The sequence below is a fragment of the Prosthecobacter sp. genome (assembly GCF_044378005.1).
Lineage (GTDB): Bacteria > Verrucomicrobiota > Verrucomicrobiia > Verrucomicrobiales > Verrucomicrobiaceae > Prosthecobacter.
The window spans coordinates 1-18,842 of record NZ_JBILYB010000120.1 but is presented as its reverse complement, the minus strand read 5'-3'; the positions used below and the strand labels follow the sequence as shown (position 1 = coordinate 18,842).

The 18,842-nt window shown below is 60.3% G+C and carries 21 protein-coding genes; 14 read left to right on the top strand and 7 right to left on the bottom strand.

Annotated elements, in window-relative coordinates; genetic code table 11:
- A partial coding sequence (locus AC6FTP_RS19480) for a P-type ATPase actuator domain-containing protein (protein WP_497208580.1) occupies positions 1-1,121 on the bottom strand: 1,121 nt, incomplete at its 3' end.
- A gap of 229 nt (positions 1,122-1,350) precedes the next feature.
- Here AC6FTP_RS19480 and AC6FTP_RS19475 point away from each other — a divergent pair.
- The gene (locus AC6FTP_RS19475) at positions 1,351-2,013 is read left to right on the top strand and encodes a L,D-transpeptidase (protein WP_497208579.1); all 663 of its coding nucleotides are present in this window, start codon (positions 1,351-1,353) and stop codon (positions 2,011-2,013) included.
- Between the two features lie 9 nt (positions 2,014-2,022).
- Complete coding sequence (locus tag AC6FTP_RS19470; RefSeq protein WP_497208578.1) at positions 2,023-2,541, top strand: RNA polymerase sigma factor; 519 nt, start codon at positions 2,023-2,025, stop codon at positions 2,539-2,541.
- Between the two features lie 8 nt (positions 2,542-2,549).
- On the opposite strand, the gene AC6FTP_RS19465 is transcribed toward AC6FTP_RS19470, so the two are convergent.
- The 5 genes from AC6FTP_RS19465 to AC6FTP_RS19445 form a co-directional block, all read right to left on the bottom strand.
- A complete protein-coding gene (locus AC6FTP_RS19465) occupies positions 2,550-2,786 on the bottom strand; it encodes a hypothetical protein (protein ID WP_497208577.1) in 237 nt (78 codons plus the stop codon).
- A gap of 42 nt (positions 2,787-2,828) precedes the next feature.
- A complete protein-coding gene (locus AC6FTP_RS19460; RefSeq protein ID WP_497208576.1) occupies positions 2,829-4,478 on the bottom strand; it encodes a multicopper oxidase family protein in 1,650 nt (549 codons plus the stop codon).
- Positions 4,454-4,927: a multicopper oxidase domain-containing protein gene (locus AC6FTP_RS19455; RefSeq protein ID WP_497208575.1), complete on the bottom strand. Its 474-nt coding sequence runs from the start codon at positions 4,925-4,927 to the stop codon at positions 4,454-4,456. The genes AC6FTP_RS19460 and AC6FTP_RS19455 overlap by 25 nt, the downstream gene beginning before the upstream one ends.
- Before the next feature lie 102 nt (positions 4,928-5,029).
- Entirely contained in the window at positions 5,030-5,407 is a 378-nt protein-coding gene (locus AC6FTP_RS19450; RefSeq protein WP_497208574.1) for a hypothetical protein, read from the bottom strand.
- Positions 5,408-5,556: 149 nt separating this feature from the next.
- Complete coding sequence (locus AC6FTP_RS19445) at positions 5,557-6,297, bottom strand: MIP/aquaporin family protein (RefSeq protein ID WP_497208573.1); 741 nt, start codon at positions 6,295-6,297, stop codon at positions 5,557-5,559.
- Positions 6,298-6,413: 116 nt separating this feature from the next.
- Between AC6FTP_RS19445 and AC6FTP_RS19440 the strand changes: the two genes are divergently transcribed.
- Entirely contained in the window at positions 6,414-6,968 is a 555-nt protein-coding gene (locus tag AC6FTP_RS19440) for a DUF4339 domain-containing protein (protein ID WP_497208572.1), read from the top strand.
- 57 nt (positions 6,969-7,025) lie between these two features.
- Positions 7,026-8,690 carry an ABC1 kinase family protein gene (locus AC6FTP_RS19435; RefSeq protein WP_497208571.1) on the top strand — a complete coding sequence of 555 codons (1,665 nt, stop codon included), beginning with the start codon at positions 7,026-7,028 and terminating at the stop codon, positions 8,688-8,690.
- 353 nt (positions 8,691-9,043) lie between these two features.
- Here AC6FTP_RS19435 and AC6FTP_RS19430 read toward each other — a convergent pair whose 3' ends face one another.
- Positions 9,044-10,408 carry a sulfatase gene (locus AC6FTP_RS19430; RefSeq protein WP_497208570.1) on the bottom strand — a complete coding sequence of 455 codons (1,365 nt, stop codon included), beginning with the start codon at positions 10,406-10,408 and terminating at the stop codon, positions 9,044-9,046.
- 148 nt (positions 10,409-10,556) lie between these two features.
- On the opposite strand from AC6FTP_RS19430, the gene AC6FTP_RS19425 reads away from it, so the two are divergent.
- The 10 genes from AC6FTP_RS19425 to AC6FTP_RS19380 all read left to right on the top strand — a co-directional run.
- Positions 10,557-11,189, top strand: a complete 633-nt coding sequence (locus AC6FTP_RS19425; protein WP_497208569.1) for a lysophospholipid acyltransferase family protein — start codon at positions 10,557-10,559, stop codon at positions 11,187-11,189.
- A 55-nt stretch (positions 11,190-11,244) separates the two neighbouring features.
- Positions 11,245-12,435, top strand: a complete 1,191-nt coding sequence (locus AC6FTP_RS19420; RefSeq protein ID WP_497208568.1) for a glycine C-acetyltransferase — start codon at positions 11,245-11,247, stop codon at positions 12,433-12,435.
- A gap of 2 nt (positions 12,436-12,437) precedes the next feature.
- Positions 12,438-13,349, top strand: coding sequence for a DUF3472 domain-containing protein (locus AC6FTP_RS19415; protein ID WP_497208567.1), 912 nt, complete (start codon positions 12,438-12,440; stop codon positions 13,347-13,349).
- Positions 13,350-13,354: 5 nt separating this feature from the next.
- Positions 13,355-13,939: a MarC family protein gene (locus tag AC6FTP_RS19410; RefSeq protein ID WP_497208581.1), complete on the top strand. Its 585-nt coding sequence runs from the start codon at positions 13,355-13,357 to the stop codon at positions 13,937-13,939.
- Positions 13,940-13,947: 8 nt separating this feature from the next.
- On the top strand, positions 13,948-14,937 hold the full coding sequence (locus AC6FTP_RS19405; protein WP_497208566.1) for an alkaline phosphatase family protein: 990 nt from the start codon (positions 13,948-13,950) through the stop codon (positions 14,935-14,937).
- The gene (locus AC6FTP_RS19400) at positions 14,934-15,773 is read left to right on the top strand and encodes a DUF3472 domain-containing protein (protein ID WP_497208565.1); all 840 of its coding nucleotides are present in this window, start codon (positions 14,934-14,936) and stop codon (positions 15,771-15,773) included. Before AC6FTP_RS19405 ends, AC6FTP_RS19400 begins: the two co-directional genes overlap by 4 nt.
- 2 nt (positions 15,774-15,775) lie before the next feature.
- Positions 15,776-16,393 carry a trimeric intracellular cation channel family protein gene (locus tag AC6FTP_RS19395; RefSeq protein ID WP_497208564.1) on the top strand — a complete coding sequence of 206 codons (618 nt, stop codon included), beginning with the start codon at positions 15,776-15,778 and terminating at the stop codon, positions 16,391-16,393.
- Between the two features lie 34 nt (positions 16,394-16,427).
- Entirely contained in the window at positions 16,428-17,813 is a 1,386-nt protein-coding gene (locus tag AC6FTP_RS19390) for a DUF1501 domain-containing protein (RefSeq protein ID WP_497208563.1), read from the top strand.
- A 62-nt stretch (positions 17,814-17,875) separates the two neighbouring features.
- Positions 17,876-18,526 carry a bifunctional nuclease family protein gene (locus tag AC6FTP_RS19385; protein ID WP_497208562.1) on the top strand — a complete coding sequence of 217 codons (651 nt, stop codon included), beginning with the start codon at positions 17,876-17,878 and terminating at the stop codon, positions 18,524-18,526.
- Positions 18,527-18,542: 16 nt separating this feature from the next.
- The coding region (locus AC6FTP_RS19380; protein WP_497208561.1) for a hypothetical protein at positions 18,543-18,842 on the top strand (300 nt) is incomplete at its 3' end.

Genomic DNA, 18,842 nt, shown 5'->3' with positions numbered 1-18,842 from the left:
TGCCCGACAAGCTGGACGATCTGCGCCAGCATCGTGTCCGCGCCCACTCGCTCGGCCTGCACCATCAGACTGCCGTGTTGATTGAGCGTGCCGCCCGTTACCTTGGCTCCGGCGGATTTCTCCACAGGATCGGGCTCGCCGGTGAGCATGGATTCATCCACATGGCTGCTGCCTTCGATCACCACGCCATCGACGGGAATCTTTTCACCAGGCCGTACTCGCAGACGTTGGCCGACCTGCACGGCATCGAGTGCCACATCGACATCGCCCTCAGGTGTGACGAGTCGCGCGGTTTTGGGCTGAAGGCCGAGCAGTTCCTGGATCGCGCTGCCTGTGCGTGCTCGCGCACGAAGCTCCAGCACCTGGCCGAGCAGCACCAACACGATGATCACCGCCGCCGCTTCAAAGTAGAGCGGCACCTGACCATGCATGTCGCCGAGTGATTTCGGAAACCACCCCGGTGCCAACATCGCCGCGACGCTGAAGACATACGCCGCTCCGACACCCAGCGCGATGAGCGTGAACATGTTCATGCTGCGATGCAGCAGCGACTGCCACGCGCGCGCAAAGAACGGCCAGCCCGCCCACAGCACCACCGGTGTCGCGAGCACGACCTGCATCCAGCGAGTTGCCACACCATTCGCCCATTCCGCATGACTCCACGCGGGAACGATATGCGCCATCGCGGTGACAAACACCGGCAGCGTCAGCAACGCGCTCCACTTGAAACGCCGCGTCATGTCGCGCAGCTCGGCATCGTCGTCCGCATCATCGGCTTCCGTCGCCGTCATCGGCTCCAGGGCCATGCCGCACTTGGGACAAGTGCCCGGATGATCCTGCTGCACCTCAGGATGCATCGGGCAGGTGTAGATCGTTTTCGCCGCTGGTTTCCAGGCCGGATTGCGCTCCAAAGCCATGCCGCATTTCGGGCACGTGCCCGGTTTGTCCGACTCCACGCCTGGGCACATCGGGCAGAAATACTTCGCCGTGGTTGGCGGCTTCACCGCTTCATCATGTGCGTGATGATCGTGCTGACAGCAGCTTGGTTTGGCAGGTTTGGGGGGCGCGTGGCAGCAGGAGGCCGTAGCTTGAGGTTCGTGCGAGTGAGAAGGCGTTTTCATGGAGTGAATGGGTGATGATTTGAATTGGAGCCTGGTTGGCTCTTCATCCTGTGCCCACGCACGAGGTGTGAATTTGTTACGCGCTGGTTTGCCGTGTGTCTGTGCGTATCTTGGCAGGTTATGGTTGGTAGTGCGAAGGCTTTGGCGATGTTCTCGTATGTGATGTTAAATGGCACCATTGATGAACACCCGACTTTCCCTGCGCCGACTTTTGGCATGCTCTCTGGCCATGATGGCTGCCCATGGCACGCTAGCCGCCGCCACTCTGGAAGGCATCGTTATTTCAGCGGAGCCAGGGCAGGTTTTTGTCCCGGTGGATGAGGCCGTGGAGGCGCTGAAGTGGAGCGTGGGGCGCGATGACGACGGCAAAGTTTTTCACCTCAATGACATGGAACTCCGGGCAGGCTCACTGCGTACGCTGACAGATGGCACGGAACTGATTAGCGCGGATCTGCTGGCCCGGGCAGGCGCGCCAGTTTCCCCACCCGATGAAAAGGGTCGGATTCGCGTAGGCAGACTTTTTCGCGGTTTCACCCTTCTGGTATCGCCGCAGCATGTGGAGATTAATCTCGCGAAGCAACGCTTGGAAGGCTGGCAGGGAGGGAGACTCGTCCTCCAAACACGCATCAGCTCCGGTCGCAATGGCAGGACGCCAGCGGGCAATTTCCACGTAGGGCCGTTTCGCGCGGTGATGCACCGTTCGAGTCGATACAACAACGCCCCGATGCCCTGGAGTGTGCAGATCAATGGCCATGTCTTTGTTCACGGTTTCACCAGTGTGCCAAACTACCCCGCCTCCCATGGCTGCATACGACTGCCACTCGATGAGGGCAATCCCGCGAAGTTCTTCTTTGAGTGGGTGCTGACAGGCACGCCTGTGAATGTGAATTGAGCCCCATCCATGTCCACCGATCCGCTCATTCAACATCTGGATGCCTTCATCGGTTTCGCCCGCTCGCGCACCGGCGATCCTGAACTGGCAGCCGATCTCGTGCAGGAATGCCTCATGAAGGCGCTGAAGGCCGACAACGTCCCCGAGGATGCCGAAGGCGTCGTCACTTGGTTCTATCGTGTGCTGCGTCATGCGATCATCGACGCCCATCGCCGCCGCACTACACGGGATCAGGCCTTGGAAAAGCTCGTGCATGAGCTGCCTGAGGCATTGGAGCCGGAAGACGAAAAGACGCTCTGCCAGTGTGTGATGAAGCTCCTCCCCGCGCTGCCGGAGGCGGATGCCGAACTGCTACGCCGCATCGATCTCGGCGGCGAATCGGCCACCGAGATCGCGACTGCGACGAACCAACGCGTGAACACGCTCAATGTGCGGCTGCTCCGTGCCCGCCGAAAATTGCGTGAGCAGGTGGAGCGCGTGTGCCGCACCTGCGCCACGCATGGTTGCTTGGACTGCGACTGCCCGTGATCACTGTCTTACTTCGGCAGCTTCGAGAGATACTTGTCTTGGTTGGCCTCGAACTTCTTGATGCAGGGCTTGCAGCAGAATTTGATCTCTTGATCGTTGTAAACCTTGGTGATGGGCTTGCCCATGGTGCCGAGTTCGTTGCCGCTGACGACACAAGTCTTCAGCGGGTAGGGCTTCACGTCCGCAGCTTGAAGGCTGATACCCAGCAGGGTGGTGGTGAGGAGGAGGGCGAGTTTCGTTTTCATGATGTTGGGTGGTTTGGGGTTTTGGAATGATGACCCGTGTCATCAAAAGCGGAACAGCAGCCCGGCCCCGAGGCCGAACTGCGAGTGATACTGCGCGGTGAGCGAGGTGCTGCGTGTGAGGGTGAAGTCGGCGCCGGTGGTCCATTCCCAGCGGGTGTTCGTGTCATATTCCACGCGGCCCCAGACACCGAGACGTGGCGTGAGCTGGAAGCGCTTCGCTAGCGTGAAGCGCGCATCACCTTCACTGTCGAGACTGACATTGGCCCAGACCATGAGCGGCAATCGGTAGTTGATACCAGCGACGGCTCGATCTTCGGCATCGGGATCATTGGTGAAGCGTCCGCCGATGAAGGCCTGGAAGTTCATGTTGAAGTAGCGCTGATAGAGCGCGTCGATCTCGTATTCGGGATTGTCCACACCCTGCCAGCCGGCTTCCCAGCCGAGAAGAAGATCGTTTTTCGGATTCATCCAGGTGAGCAGCCCTTCGCTCATGTGCGACTGGATGGAGGCTGCGCCCCAGACGTAGGCCATGTCGTGGTTGTGTTCGCCCAGCCCGGCGGCGTGATGAAGGCTGTGATCTGTAGCCGCAGTCGCCAGACTGTGGTCTGCGGGCACCTCATCTTCATACCTGAACACGCGGGCCATGCCGCTCATCATGTGATAAAGGATGTGGCAGTGGAACATCCAGTCCTTCGCTTCATTCGCCGCGAACTCGACGGTGCGTTTGCTCATCGGCGGGACATCGACGGTGTGCTTCAGCGGTGAGCGCGCGCCATTACCCATGAGCAGACGGAAGAAGTGACCGTGCAGATGAATCGGGTGATGCATCATCGTGTCATTGATGAGTTCCAGCTCGATGATTTCGCCGTGCTTGATCATCACATAGGGCTCCTGTGCGATCGTCTTGCCATCAAAGGACCAGATGTAGCGGTTCATGTCACCCGTGAGGTGCATCGTGATCTTCCGACGCGGCAGTTTCGCAGGCAAAGTCGTGTCCTTCACCGACCGCAGTACTCGGTAGGGTGATCCAGGCCGTGGCAGCTTCAACGAGGCGAGCAAATCTTCTTCCTGCTCCTCCAGCGCGAGATTCAACATCTCGTCCATCTGATACAAATTAGGCTTCGGAGGGTCAGCGGCAGGATGTTTCTCACCCGAACCAAAGAACGCAGAGACATGCCCACTTCCGTCCTGAGTGGTGGCCCGCAGCTCATACTCACCGCTGGCCGGAATGGTGATGATCACGTCATACGTCTCCGCGATCGCCATCAGGAAACGATCCACTTTCACAGGCTCCACGGGTGGACCGTCTGCAGCTACGATGGTCATCGGACCTGCCGAAGAGTTCAGATAATAATATGAGGCCGCTGAGGCATTAATGATCCTCAGGCGCACGCGCTCACCCGGCTTGCCATCGATCCGTGTCTGGCGCTGTCCGTTCACGAGAAAGCCGTGATAACCAACATCGGAGATGTCCATCGGCATCATGCGCGACCACTCGCGCGAAAAGTAATCCTTCAACATCCCGCGCTGCCACGCACCGAGGATGGACTGCGAGTTCCGCCGCATCAGCCCGAAGTAGTCGCTGCCACGCATCAGCATGCGCATGACCTCCATCGGGTCTGTGTTGGTCCAGTCAGACAGCACCAGCACCTGCTCGCGATCTGCTTTCACCGACTCGCCATCACGTGGCACACCACGATGCTGCCAAACACCCCATTCTGCTCCTGCAAATGCGTGTGCGAGTGATACCAGTAGGTGCCGCTGTGCCGCAGATCGAAGCCAAACGTGTGCGTCGTCCCCGGCTGAATAGGCGGCGTGGTCACATGCGGCACACCGTCCTGTTCATTGGGCAAAAGCAGCCCATGCCAGTGTGTCGAAGTGGTCTCGGTCTTGAGCCGATTGTGAACTCGGATGCGTGCGAAGTCGCCCTCACGAAATCGCAGCGTCGGCCCAGGAATGCCGCCATTGATCGTAAAGCCACGCACCGCCTTGCCTGCCGGGCTCACGGTTTGTTCCGCGATGGTGAGATCGTATTCCACCACGCGCTGACCGGCGGCGGGCTGGGGTAGCTTGCAGGTATCGCAGGCAAATGTGGTCATGGGCAACACGAGGATCGCGAGCAGCAAAAAGAGTCGTTTCATGAAATCGGAGTCGTTGAAGGTTCTGAGAACCAAGCTCACGCAAGCCAAAGCCCCTGAGGGACCGCGAGACGTGGGCACAATGCGTCTGTCAGAGACGCCGACTCAATGCAGAAACGAGCAGAACAGCACCGCCAGCCGGACGTGCGGCATGGTGACGGTCTGCGTAACGAACTCAGGCCGCAGAGCACGGTCCGTGTCTGCATGAGCCGATGAAGAGATGCCCTGGAAATCTGACAACTCCGCACAGACAAACTGCGGCATGACCTCACGACCGTGAGCAGGCGGCAGGCTTGCAGGTGACGGTGTCGTTGGCACACCCGGAGCGGCGGCACAGCCGCAATCATCAAGTCCATCCTGCGCCAGTGCCGCACAGCAACTCATGGCGCATTTCTCCTCCGCCACCGAAGTGCTGACCATCCCCACAGGCAGCGCCTGTGTCACCAACGTGACGAGGAGGAGGATGGAGCGGAGAAATGTCATGGTTTGTCTTTTAGTACGCCCCATGAGAGGAACATCGAAGCAAAATATTCCAGACGGGGCCACTTAACATGAACTGCGGGCAGTCTTTTTCCCTGTTCCATTCCAGCCGCCGACCATGCAAACCGTGAATCGCATCTCCTCTCGGTTTTCTAAACCTTCTCCCAGCCCCAGAGCAGCGTGTAAGCGAGCGCGCCGACACCACCGCCGATCATCGGGCCGATGACGGGAATCCAGGCGTAGCTCCAGTCGCTGCTGCCTTTCCCAGAGATGGGCAGGACGAAGTGCGCAAGGCGAGGGCCGAGATCACGCGCGGGATTGATAGCGTAACCTGTGGGACCCCCAAGCGAGAGACCGATGGCCCACACGATCACACCAACGAGCGCAGGCCCGAAGCCATCCGCGAAGCCGGTGGTGGGGTCGAGATTGGCAGGCGAAAGGATGGCCAGCACACCGATGACCAGCATGGCCGTGCCGATGATCTCACAGATCAGATTGGAAGCCGTGTGCCGGATCGCGGGCCCCGTGGCGAAGACGGCGAGCTTTGCGCCCTTGTCATCCGTGACCTTCCAATGCGGTAGATAAGCCAGCCACACGAGCACTGCGCCGAGGAAAGCGCCGACCATTTGAGCGGCCATGTACATCGGAGCCTCCGCCCAGGGCAGCCTTCCGAGAGATGCCATCGCCAGCGTGACGGCGGGATTCAGATGCGCGCCACTGATGGATGCCGTGCAGTAAACCGCCACCGTGACGGCGAGCGCCCAGCCTGTGGTGATGACGATCCACCCGGCATTGTGCCCTTTGGTTTGTTTCAGCACGACATTTGCCACCACGCCATCGCCCAGCAGGACGAGGATCATGGTGCCGACGAGTTCAGCGAGGGGAGCATTCATGGGGTTGGTTGGTGATTATTCGCGAGGCTATCGTGTCACTAAATGAACAACAAGATTATCTTGGCTGCTTGACAGAACCACTCCTTGCCCGTGATCGTACCCAAGCTCCCGCACCCGTGTCCCAGTACTTCCTTACCAAATCCGGCAAGACCGTCGGCCCATGCACTCTCGATGACCTCCGCAGCTATCTCGCTTACGGTTCGGTGAGAGACAGTGATCTGACGATGCGCGCGGGCGAGCAGGTGTGGATGCCGCTGCGCCAACTGGAAGAACTCCAGCTCGACCAAGGCACAGAGGCGCTGCAGGAGATCACACGCCGCCGACGTATCGTGCGCTATCGGGAGTATGAAAAAGTGCCACTGAAGCAGCAAGGTGGCTGGGTGATTCAGGAGATGCTTTTGGGCTTCCTGTTCTTTCCACCGAAGCTCTGGCGGGCCTCCGCCACCGCATTTCAAGAGCGCATCTTTCGCCGTGCTGCCGATCAGGAAGGCTTCCTCAAGTCCTGGCCGCGCTGGGTCGAGACGGTCGTGCAACTCATGCTGATCGTGAATGCTGTCGCTTGGGTTCTCATGCTCGGGCTCCTGACCAGCAATGCGATGCCCATCGTGCGTGAACTCGTCGGCCTGCTGAAGACCGGCGTCACCGATTTGCAGACATTCATGGGTAAGTAAGCTGCTTCGCAGCAGAAGGATTTTCGACACGCGGCATGTCCCGTGTATGCTTTGCCCATGAAAATCGATGCCATCGCGCGCCTGGAGCGCCATGCAAAACGTCTCGGCGAGATCGCTGCCGTGCTCGGCAAGTATGGCCTCGCCGATCTGCTCGGCGGCCTGGACTACCCCTGGCTGAAGGACAAACTGCGCAGTGCTGACGGTCAGGCTTTGGCCGGAGTGACCACCGCCGCACGCGTGCGCATGGCGATGACGGAGCTCGGCACCACCTTCATCAAGCTCGGTCAGATGCTCAGCACGCGCGCTGATCTCATCGGCAAAGAAATGACCGAGGAGCTGGCGGAGTTGCAATCGAACGTGCCCGCTGAATCAGCCGAATCTGCACGAGCGATCATTGAGCAGGATCTCGGCGCGACGTTGGAGGAACTGTTTGCCGAGTTCGATGAAACCCCCATCGCCGCAGCTTCCATCGCGCAGGTCTATGGCGCGGTTTTGCCAGGTGGCGAGCGCGTGGTGGTGAAGGTGCGGCGCACCGGCATCGAGAGCAAAGTCGTCACCGATCTGGAGATCGTACAGTTGCTGGCGGAGCTGATCGAAAAGCAGTCCGCGTCGCTGCGTCCATATCAGCCCGTGGCCATCGTGCGCCAGTTCCGCCGGACCTTGCTGCGTGAGTTGGACTTCACTTACGAAAAGCGAAACCTCGAGGAGTTCGCGCTGCATTTCAGCGATGACCCGACGGTCTGCATCCCGCGCTCGTATCCCGAACTTTGCTCCCAACAGATCGTCACCATGGATCGCCTGGATGGCATCCCCGGCACCGACATCGAGGCGCTGAAGTCCTCCGGTGAAAACCTCGCCGAGTTCGCCAAGCGCGGCGCGAACATGTATCTGGAGATGGTTTTCCGCGATGGCTTTTACCACTCCGATCCGCATCCCGGAAACCTCATGCTCCTGCCGGGAGCCATCGTCGGCGTGGTGGACTGCGGCCAGGTGGGCCGCATCGACGACGAATTGCGCGATGAAGTGGAATCGCTCCTCCTCGGCATCGTGGAAAACGACGCCGCTCAAGTCACCGAGCAAGTCCTGCGTCTCGGCTCCGTGCCGCCCGACTGCCCGCATGATCGCCTCCGCGCCGATCTCGATGACTTCATGGCCGACTACGTCGGGCATCCGCTCAGTGACATCAATGTCGGTTCGGCACTCAGCTCCCTGATCGAGATCATCCGCCGCTATCACATCACCCTGCCACCGCCGCTGGCCGTACTTTTGAAAACGATCATCGTGCTTGAAGGCACCAGCCGCCGCTTCAGTCCCGACGTCAGTCTCGCCGAGCTGATGCAGCCCTTCTGCCAGGGCATCGTCATGCGCCGCTTCGGCCCAAAGCGTCTCGTCCGTCGCGCCCGCCGCGCTTATCGCGACTGGGACCGCTTCATCTCCGCCCTACCGCGTGACCTGACCGACCTCCTCGCCCGCTTCCGCGATGGCACCCTCACGGTGCATCTCGATCATCGTCATCTCGATCCCATCGTGAACCGCCTCGTCCTCGGCGTGCTCACCGCCGCCATCTTCCTCGGCTCCTCCCAGCTCTGGAGCAGTCAGGCCCAGCCCGTCCTCTTCGGCATCTCCGTCTTCGGCGCTCTTGGTTACGTCATCAGCCTCTTCCTCGGCTGGCGTCTCCTCCGCGCCATTCGGAAGTCAGGGAACATCAACTCGAAGGATTGAGCAGCGACAAAGGTCTGGTGATGGCCTCCCCTCCGAAGGCCAACGCCCTTCCGTATCACAGCGAAGGGGTGCCGAGCCTTAGCGAGTGCTCCCCTGGAAGCCAAAACCACGAACGCCCACAACATCGAATCCCAACGGGGTTCTTTAATGGCTTCACCGCCGCAGGGCTCTTGGTGTGGTTTGATGAAAATGACATCCCTCCGGGCGGCGACATCTGGGAGCATGTGCTGCAGGGGCTGGATGAATCCGCCACTCTGGTGATCGGTCAGAACGACGAAGGTGGAAGCGATGCTGCTGAAGAGCAGGCGGCGGAGTTCATAGACGTTGCCTTGCTTGCCAGTCTGGGCTGGAACTCACTTCTTGGCCTTCTTTTTCGGGGCGACTTTGCCGCCTCTGGGACTCTCGAAGGTCGGGGCGATGGTGCCTTTCTCCCATTCGGTGATGGCGGCCTGGATCTGGGTCACGAGTTCGGGTTTGTCGGCAGCGAGGTCTTCCGTCTCGCCGATGTCGGTGGTGAGGTTGTAGAGCTCGGGCTCCCCAGTGGCGGTTTGCACAAATTTCCAGGGGCCCTGACGGACGGCGTGATTGCCCTTTGGGCCACCTGTGCGCCAGAAAAGACGCTCGTGCGGCAGACCAGCTTTTTCACCGGTAAGATAAGGAATCAGATTCACGCCATCCATGGGACGATCCGTCGGCAGCTCAGCACCGGCGAGGCCAAGAGCGGTGGGAAGGAAGTCGAGCGCGATGACGGGTTGATCAAACACGCCGGGCTTGAGCTTCGCCGGCCAGCTTACCAGGAAAGGCACCCGCATGCCGCCTTCGTGGAGATCGCCCTTGGCGCCACGCAGCGGGGTGTTGTCGGTGAAGTTGCCGATCTTCCGGGCACTCAGGTTCGGGCCGCCGTTGTCGCTGATAAAGAAGATCAGCGTGTTGTCCCTCTGCTTGGTTTCGTCGAGCCGGGTCATGACCTGCCCGATGGCGGCGTCCATGGCGCAGATCATCGCGGCGTAGGTGCGGCGGAGTTCGTTTTGGATGTGGGTCAGTTTTTCCAACCACGCATTCGGTGCCTGGAGGGGCGTGTGCGGTGCATTGAAGGCCAGGTAAAGCAGCCACGGCTGGTCATCGGCAGCATGACGTTGGACGTAGGCCGTGGCTTCATCGCCAAACTGAGTGGTCAGATAGCCGGTCTGCGGCTCGTCTTTCCCATTCCGGTTCAGCGGGATGGTGTACTCCGCGCTGCCGGGGACCGTGGGCAGGTATTGATGTCCGCCGCCGAGCGCGCCGAAGTATTCGTCAAACCCACGCTTCATCGGATGAAACTGCGGATGCGCGCCGAGGTGCCATTTGCCCACGGCACCCGTCGTGTAGCCCGCCTTTTTCATCAACTGGGGCAGCGTGATCTGATCCAGCGCCAGACCTTCCACGGTGCTCTCGGGCTTCCATCCGGGGTTGTTTTCATGCCCAAAACGATGCTGGTAACGACCTGTCATCAGGCCCGCGCGTGTCGGACTGCAAAACGGGTGCGAGACATAGCCGTTCGTGCAGCGGATGCCAGAGGCGGCGAGCTTGTCGAGATGCGGCGTCGGGATCTCTTTGGAACCCTGGAAACCGACATCGTTGTAGCCGAGGTCATCCGCCACGATGAGGAGTACATTGGGGCGTTGTCCGAAAACCGAGACGGTGAGGCAAAGGAGGCTGGTGAGGAGGAGTCGGGGCATGGTGTCGCAAGGAAACGTCTCTCGCGTGTGTGGCTTGCGTGCGTTTTCCGCCGGGCTTTAAAGCTGCCACGCCAGCGTGCGCGATGGAAGCTCGCTCGACGGTCCCAAGTTGCACGCGCGGGCCGTCGCCGCTAAGGCAGCTTCACTCATGGCGAAGATTCGCATCAAAAACCTCGGCAAGATCGTGGCGTGGCTCATCCGCGCCATCGGCGGGACGCTGCACTTCGAGGTCGAGGACCGCGCAGGTGTTTTTGCCACCGGACGCTCCAACGGGATCTGGGCCTTCTGGCACAACCGCATGTTCGTGATTCCCTACCTGCATGACCGATGGTTCCCCCACATCCCCGGCGCTATTTTGAGCAGCCCGAGCGGCGATGGGCAGATCATCGCCGATGCCTGCGCACAGTTTGGGTTTGAAGCCGCGCGCGGCTCCAGCTCGAAGCCGCAAAAAGGCCTGAGCGCTCTCATCATGCTGGCCGAAAAAGTGAAAGAGGGGCGCGATGTCGGCATCACGCCCGATGGACCGCGAGGACCGATGTACCAGATCCAGCCCGGCATCATCAAGCTGGCCCAGCTCACCGGTGGCACCATCGTTCCCGTGCGGGTGCTGTACTCGCGCGCCATCCGTTTCAAGACCTGGGACGAGTTCATGCTTCCGCTGCCATTCTCCACCGTGCGCATCATCTTCGAGCCGACGATGACCATCCCGCGTCGCCTCTCAGAGGAAGAATTCGAGCAGCAGCGCGCCACTTTGCAGGACGTGATGCGCGTCGGAGCCTGAGTCGAAAAAAGCCGGTTGCCAACATACGGGACGTGTGTCCAGTATATTGGCAGACATGAATCCGGCCTTTCAAACTCATCTCACCACCCAGCTCGACGCCATCCGCTCCGCTGGCACTTACAAGCGTGAGCGCGTGCTCTCCACGCCGCAGGGCACACTCGTGCGTGCGAACGGTGGCGCGGCGGTGCTGAACATGTGCGCGAACAACTACCTCGGCCTCGCCCAGCATCCGAAGGTGCGGCAGGCAGCGCATGAGGCGCTGGAACATTGGGGCTACGGTCTGGCGAGTGTGCGCTTCATTTGCGGCACGCAAGGTGTGCACAAGGAGCTGGAAGCCTCGCTCACCGACTTCCTCGGCACCGAGGATACCATCCTTTATGGATCGTGCTTCGACGCGAACGGCGGGCTGTTTGAGACGATTCTCGGTCCCGAAGACGCGATCATCAGCGACGAACTCAACCACGCTTCGATCATCGACGGCGTGCGCCTGTGCAAAGCGCAGCGCTATCGCTACAAAAACTGCGACATGGCCGATCTGGAGGCCCTGCTCATCGCCGCCGATGCCAAAGGCGCGCGCTTCAAGCTCATCGCCACGGACGGAGTGTTTTCGATGGATGGCTTCATCGCACCGCTGAAGTCGATTTGTGATCTGGCGGATAAATACGGCGCGCTGGTGATGGTGGATGACTCGCACGCTGTCGGCTTCATGGGCAAGACGGGGCGCGGCACGCATGAGCACTGCGATGTCATGGGCCGCATCGACATCCTGACCGGCACACTCGGTAAAGCACTCGGTGGAGCCAGCGGCGGCTACACGAGCGGGCGAAAGGAAATCATCGAACTGCTGCGGCAGCGCTCGCGGCCCTATTTGTTTTCGAACACGCTGGCACCGATCATCGCGGGGGCATCGCTCGCGGCTCTGGAGTTGCTGAAGAAGTCCACGAGCTTGCGAGACAAGCTCGAAGTCAACACGCGCTACTTTCGTCAGGCGATGACAAGCGCGGGATTCAACATCGTGCCCGGCGAGCATCCCATCGTGCCCGTGATGCTTGGCGATGCCGCCCTAGCCTCAAAATTTGCCGACGCCATGCTGGAGCGCGGTGTTTATGTCATCGGTTTCAGCTTCCCTGTCGTGCCACAGGGGAAGGCGCGAATCCGCACGCAGATCAGCGCGGCGCACACACGGGAGGATTTGGAACGAGCGGTGAACGCGTTTATGGAAGTGAAGCATCAACTCGGCATCTAACTTTGAAAACAACCCTGACATTCCTTGCTCTGCTCCTCTCAGCAGGCTTCGCCGAAGATCTCTGCAAGCAACCATCGCCCGAAGAGATGGCAAAGGCGGCTGGCGTGAAGCTGCCGCCATCGCCGTGGCATGTGGCGAATGTATGGTGGGACTTTGAGAAGCCGGTGGAGCATTTCACCTCGCTGGAGGTCGATGTGACAATCGACCGCGATGTACCGAGCGATTACAATCTGTACATCTCGCCCTGCGGCATCGCGAAGATCAACGAGCTGCAATTCTACGGCGGCATCCAGACCAACATCAACGGTTGGGCCACGAAGGAGAGCCGCGAGCGCGTGCATCGCGGAAAAGGCGGCATCTTTTCACGCTGGTCGAGCGACAAGACGACGCCCATCGGCCTCGATCATGTGCGCACGGCAGCGGAGGACTGCCTCGTCGAAAGTGCAGGCTACGAAGGCGAGTTCGCGAGTGTGCGGCGTCCGTTGGCGTGGACGAAAGGAACCTACACCTGGTGCATCACAAAAGGCGCGACCGAAGGCGAGAGCACCTGGTTAACCTGCACGATCCGCGATGCCGCAGGAGCCGTGCATGAAGTCGGCAGCCTGCGTTTTGAAGGTAGTGACTTCACCTTCTGGGAGAAGCACTCCGCCTTCGTCGAAGTGTATAGCACGTCAAAGATCCCGAAGTCAGGCATTCCGAAAGTGAACGTGACCTTTGGCTGGCCGCGACTGAATGGGCAGAAGGTGCCACTCAAAAAAGCCCACGCCTATTATCCAGACAAAGGCGGCCCCGATTCACCAGATTGCGCGTGGGCGAAGGCCGAAGGCGAGAACTGCGTGGTCGAGGTCGGCCCGATCTTCAAACGCGATGAAACGAAACGGCGGCATGGTCTCGACCTCAAGCCCAACCCATGACCAGCATGGACACGCTCTCCGCCACACTGCTGCTGCTCACCATCATGGACCCGCTGGGGAACGTGGCGACGTTTGTGTGCGGGCTGCGACCCGTGCCACAGGAGCGGCGGCTGCGCGTGATCGCGCGGGAACTGGTTATCGCGCTGGTGATTCTCGTCGTGTTTTTGTTCGCAGGGCCGTGGCTGCTGGGACTGTTGCATTTGAAGCAGGAGGCGCTGTTCATCAGCGGGGGCATTGTGCTGTTTTTGATCGCTCTGAAGATGATCTTCCCACCATCGCGGCATGAGGCGGATGAGTCACAGGTCGAGCCCTTCATCGTGCCGCTTGCCACGCCGATGATCGCGGGGCCATCTGTGCTGGCGACGCTGCTGGTGCTCGTCAGCACGCAGCCGGAGCAGCTTTGGAACTGGTTTGCCGCCCTGCTGATCGCGTGGTGCATCACGGCAGCGGTACTGTTGTGTGCGCCAGCCATTGCGCGCGTACTCAAAGAGAAGGGCTCCATGGCCGTCGAGCGACTCATGGGCATGCTGCTGGTCTTGGTGGCCGTGCAGATGTTCCTCAATGGCATCGAGCATTACCTCAAACGCTGACCCATTCTATGCGATCCCTCATCACTCTCATCCTGCTCGCTTTCGTCACTCAGCTCGCGGCGCATGGTCCTGGCAAAGACGGCGCTTTTGGCGGCAAACGCGTGCTGTTCATCGGCATCGATGGCTGTCGCGCGGATGCCTTGATCGCGGCGATGGAGCGTGGTCTCGCTCCGCAAATGAAGATGCTGAGCGAGAGCGATGGCGGGCTGCTGACGCAGAAGTTTTATGCGGGCGGTGAGATCGACACGCCAACGCATCAGCCCACCATCAGCGGTCCCGGCTGGAGCAGCTTGCTCACGGGCGAGTGGATGAACAAACACGGTGTGAAGGACAATAACTTCATTGGCGGACGCTATCAAACCTATGCGCACTTCATGCGCCGCATCAAAGAGGTGAGCCCGACGGCGTGGTGCGCCTCCTTTGCCGACTGGCCACCGATCCACACGAAGATCGCTGACTTCTCGAAGTCCGAGGAGGTGGAATTTCTCGATGAGAAGTTCACGGCCACACCGGATGCCTCACGTCACTACATCGACAACCCGGAGAAGGACATCGAGGTGCGTGATGAAGCGCTGAAATCACTGCGCACGCGCAACGCGGACGCGATGTTCGTCTATTTCGGTCAGGTGGATGAGTTCGGGCACGGCGCGACGGATTCGCGGGCGAACTTTTCGCCCGACAGCACGCTGTATGTGAATGCGATCAGCCATGTGGACTCGCATGTCGGTGAGCTGGTGCGCGCGATGCGAGCACGGCCCAACTTTGCTGAAGAAGACTGGCTCGTGCTCATCACCACCGATCACGGCGGTCGTGGAAATGGACACGGCGGCGACAGCGAAGCGGAGCGGAACATCTGGCTCATCGCTCATGGGAAAGCGCTGCCACGCGAGAAGCTCATGAACGAGCCGACACCGCAGACGGCGCTCGTCCCGATGATCTACCAGCACCTCGGCATCACCCCGAAAGCCGAGTGGAATCCCGAACCTCCCAAACCATGAAACTCATTCTACCGCTCTTTCTCACCTTCTTCGCCGCCTCCATTCAAAGCGCCGAACCGACCGCAGCATGTTCGATACATTTCGGCTGGCCCTCACCAGCCGCGACATGGTTTTACAATGAAGCCACGGTGCAGAAGAGCACACGCGGCAGCTACTTCATGGTCTGCGGCTGGAACACGGGATACTTCGGCATTCAGGAACGTGGCGATGGTAGCAAGGTCGCCATCTTTTCGGTGTGGGACCCGGCGAAGGGCGACAACCCAAACAACGTGCCTCTGGAGCAACGCGTGGAGGTTTTGCATGAAGGCAAGGACGTCGAGGTCTCGCGCTTCGGCGGCGAAGGCACGGGCGGAAAGAGCATGACGCCGTTTGATTGGCAGATCGGAGAGAAGGTGCGCTGCATCGTGCAGGCCACGGTCGAGGGCGAAAAGACTGCGTATGCCGGCTGGCTATATCTGCCGAAGACGCGCGAGTGGAAGCATCTGGTCACCTTCCGCGTGACGACGGGTGGGAAGCCGCTGTCGGGTTTGTATTCGTTTGTGGAGGACTTCCGGCGCGACACCAAGAGCGTGAAGGAAGAACGCCGCTGCGAGTTCGGCAATGGCTGGGTCAAGACCACTGACGGCAAGCTGCAAGCCATCACCGAGGGGCGCTTCACCTGCTCACGCGCCAAGAGTGAGGCGCAGGAACTGATCAATGCCGGACAAACAGATTCAGCGTTGTTTCTCGCCAATGGCGGCGAGGTGAAGCACGTGACCGAAGTGGGCTCCATGCTCAAACTGCCTGCTGTTTCCACCACAGCTCCGCAGGATCTCCCGGCGGAACTCTTGAAATGATCATGCCCGCCTGGATCGAATACTTCGCTGTCGCCGTGTGCGCGGTCTCCGCTGTCCTCGCAGCGGAGGGGAAGCGCATGGATCTCTTTGGCGTGATGGTACTGGCGCTGGTGACGGCGGTGGGTGGCGGCACCATTCGTGATCTATGTTTGGGTGCAGAACCGGTCTTCTGGATTCAGCAGCCGTATCATGTGTGGACGGCTCTGATCGCGGCAACGGTGACCTTTGTGCTCGTGCGATTCGTACATCTGCCGGGGAAGATGCTCGCCATTGCAGATGCCTTTGGATTGGCGCTGTTCGGTATCGCGGGAACGGAGAAGGCGCTGGCCTTCGGTGCGCCGGGCATCGTCGCTATCCTGCTGGGCATCGTCACTGGCGTTGCGGGCGGCATTCTTCGCGATGTGCTGCGTGGCGAGCTGCCGCTGGTGTTTCAGCCGGATGTGAATCTGTATGCGACGGCGGTGTTCGTCGGCGCGCTGGTGTTTGTGCTGTTACACGAATGGCTGCCAGCTTCGGAGACACATCGCTACATCAGCATGGCGGTCATTTTGGTACTGCGACTGGCGGCGATGAAATGGCGGCTGCGGCTGCCGACGTTCAAGACACGGGAGAGGAAATGAGAGAGCTGTAAGTGGCCGGGCGTAGTTTGCGCCGATGTTTTCCGCAACGCCCAGCACTCCGTTCAATCGCCGCGAATGGCTTCGCGTGGGTGGATTGGGTTGTTTGGGATTGTCACTGCCTTCGCTGCTTCAGTCGAAGTCGATACCGAGCAAGGACGCCGCCTTTGGCAGGGCCAAGAGCTGCATCATTCTCTTCCTCAGTGGCGGACCACCCCAGCACGAGACCTTTGATCCGAAGCCAGATGCACCGCTGGAGATTCGCGGGGATTTCAAATCGATCCCGACTTCGGTGCCAGGGGTGCATTTTTCTGAGACGCTGCCCCGCACAGCCAGGCTCATGCATCACCTCTCGGTCATCCGCTCGATGACCACGGGCATCAATGCGCACTCCACCAGCGGGTGCTTCATGCTCACCGGCTATGCGCCCACATCGAAGGCCGAGAGTGTGCCACCGAGCGGCAATGACTGGCCGAGCATCGCAGCGGCCGTGGGTGCGCTAAAGCCGAGCAAACACTCGCCTCTGTCATCCGTCGTCCTGCCCGAGCGAATCGAGAACAATGGCAATGTCGTCTGGCCCGGCCAGAACGGCGGCTTCATGGGCGGGCCATGGCATCCGCAGCTCATCAAGTGCGATCCCAGCGCGGAACGGCTGCGAATCGAGGGCATGTCACTCGTCGAGGGCATGACCAATCTGCGCCTGTCCGAACGTGGCAGTCTGCTGCGGCAGTTTGATGAAGACTTCCGTCGCACGCTGGGCAATCCGCAGATCGAGGAAGCAGGCATCATGCAGCAACGCGCCTTCGATTTGATTCACTCGGAGGCCAGCCGCGCTGCCCTCGAAATCGAACGCGAGCCTGCTGCCATGCGAGATCGTTATGGCCGAGGTAGGTTTGGGCAAAGTGTGCTGCTCGCGCGACGGCTCATCGAATCTGGCACTCGACTCGTGCAGGTGAACTGGCCGCGCGAGCCCGGTGATCAGAATGAAGGCAGCCCTCTCTGGGACACCCATCAGCGCAACGGGCCACGCGTGCGCGAGGTGCTCGCGCCGCAGTTCGATGTCGCCTATTCCGCTTTGATCCAGGATCTCCAGTCGCGTGGCTTGCTCGATGAAACACTCGTCGTCGTCATGGGCGAGTTTGGGCGTTCGCCCACGATCAACAAGAGCGGCGGGCGTGATCATTGGGGCAATGTTTTCTCCGTCGCCCTCGCGGGTGCTGGCATCCCTGGAGGTCAGATCATCGGTGCGAGCGATAAACTTGGCGGGTTCCCCGAAGATCGCCCTGTGACTCCTCCGAATCTGGCCGCCACCCTGTTTCATCTGCTCGGCATCCAGCCCAATCACGAGTTTCTCGATCCTATCCAGCGGCCTCGTGCCGTCACGGATGGCGGCGTGCCGTTGCGTGAGATCGTGGGAGTTTAGTCTCCGATAAATTCGTGGAGCACCGGTTGCCAGCCTCAGCGGCAGCGCTTTAATCCTCACCTATGAATCGTGACGTCATTGAGGTCCAAGTGCGCGCCGTCCTGCCGCTGGACGGTAGTTTTGCCGTGTTCCTGGGCAACGACGAGAAGACCTTTGTCATCTACGTGGATGAGTCGGTCGGCTCGGCGATTTCGATGTTCATGCGCGGCGTGTCCAAAGAGCGTCCGCTGACACACGACCTGCTGGCGACAGTGCTCCTGGCGTTCGGAGCCAAGGTGGACCGGGTGATCATCAACAATGTTCAGGGCAGTGTGTTCTTCGCCCGCATCATTGTTTCGGCTGAGAATGAACTGCATGCACGGAAAGTCATCGAGCTCGATGCACGACCCAGCGATAGTCTGGCGCTGGCTCTTCAGCAAAGCGCACCCATCTTTGTAGCGAAGCATGTCTTGGACAGCGTGGAGGATGTGACACACACCCTGGCTGAAATCGAAAAACGCAGCGCTGAAGAAGCGGAAGCCACGGCTGCTGCCGAGGTGGATGCGGCTCTTGGCGATGATGTCGAAGAGATCGACCCCGATGACCTTGATCTCGAAGCACTGGCCGGCCTGAAGATCGACGAAGATAGCGACGATGAGGGTGGCTTCGACGACGGCTACGGCCATCTCGATGACGACGACGACGAGGGTGAGGAGTGGAAGAAGGGGAGCTGAGCCGCGCTTGCACGCAGTGTCTCAGCCCGCCATGCTCGGCGGCGTGATCCGTGCCCGTTTATCCTTTGTCATCAGCCTCGGCCTCGCGGTCGTGTCTGCGCGGGCGCAGACGTTTCAGGAGACGCTCGGGCTCCAGCCGGTGAAGGTCACGCTGGATGAAGTGGTACGCGGCGTGATGGAGAAAAGTCTTGATGTGCGCATCGAGTGGCTGAACTGGGCCGTGGCAGATCAGCAGACAGATGCGGCGCTGGGCAAGTTTGATCCTGCCTACTTCCTCACCTCCACCTGGCGTGAATCCAACCTGCCGCAGAACGCG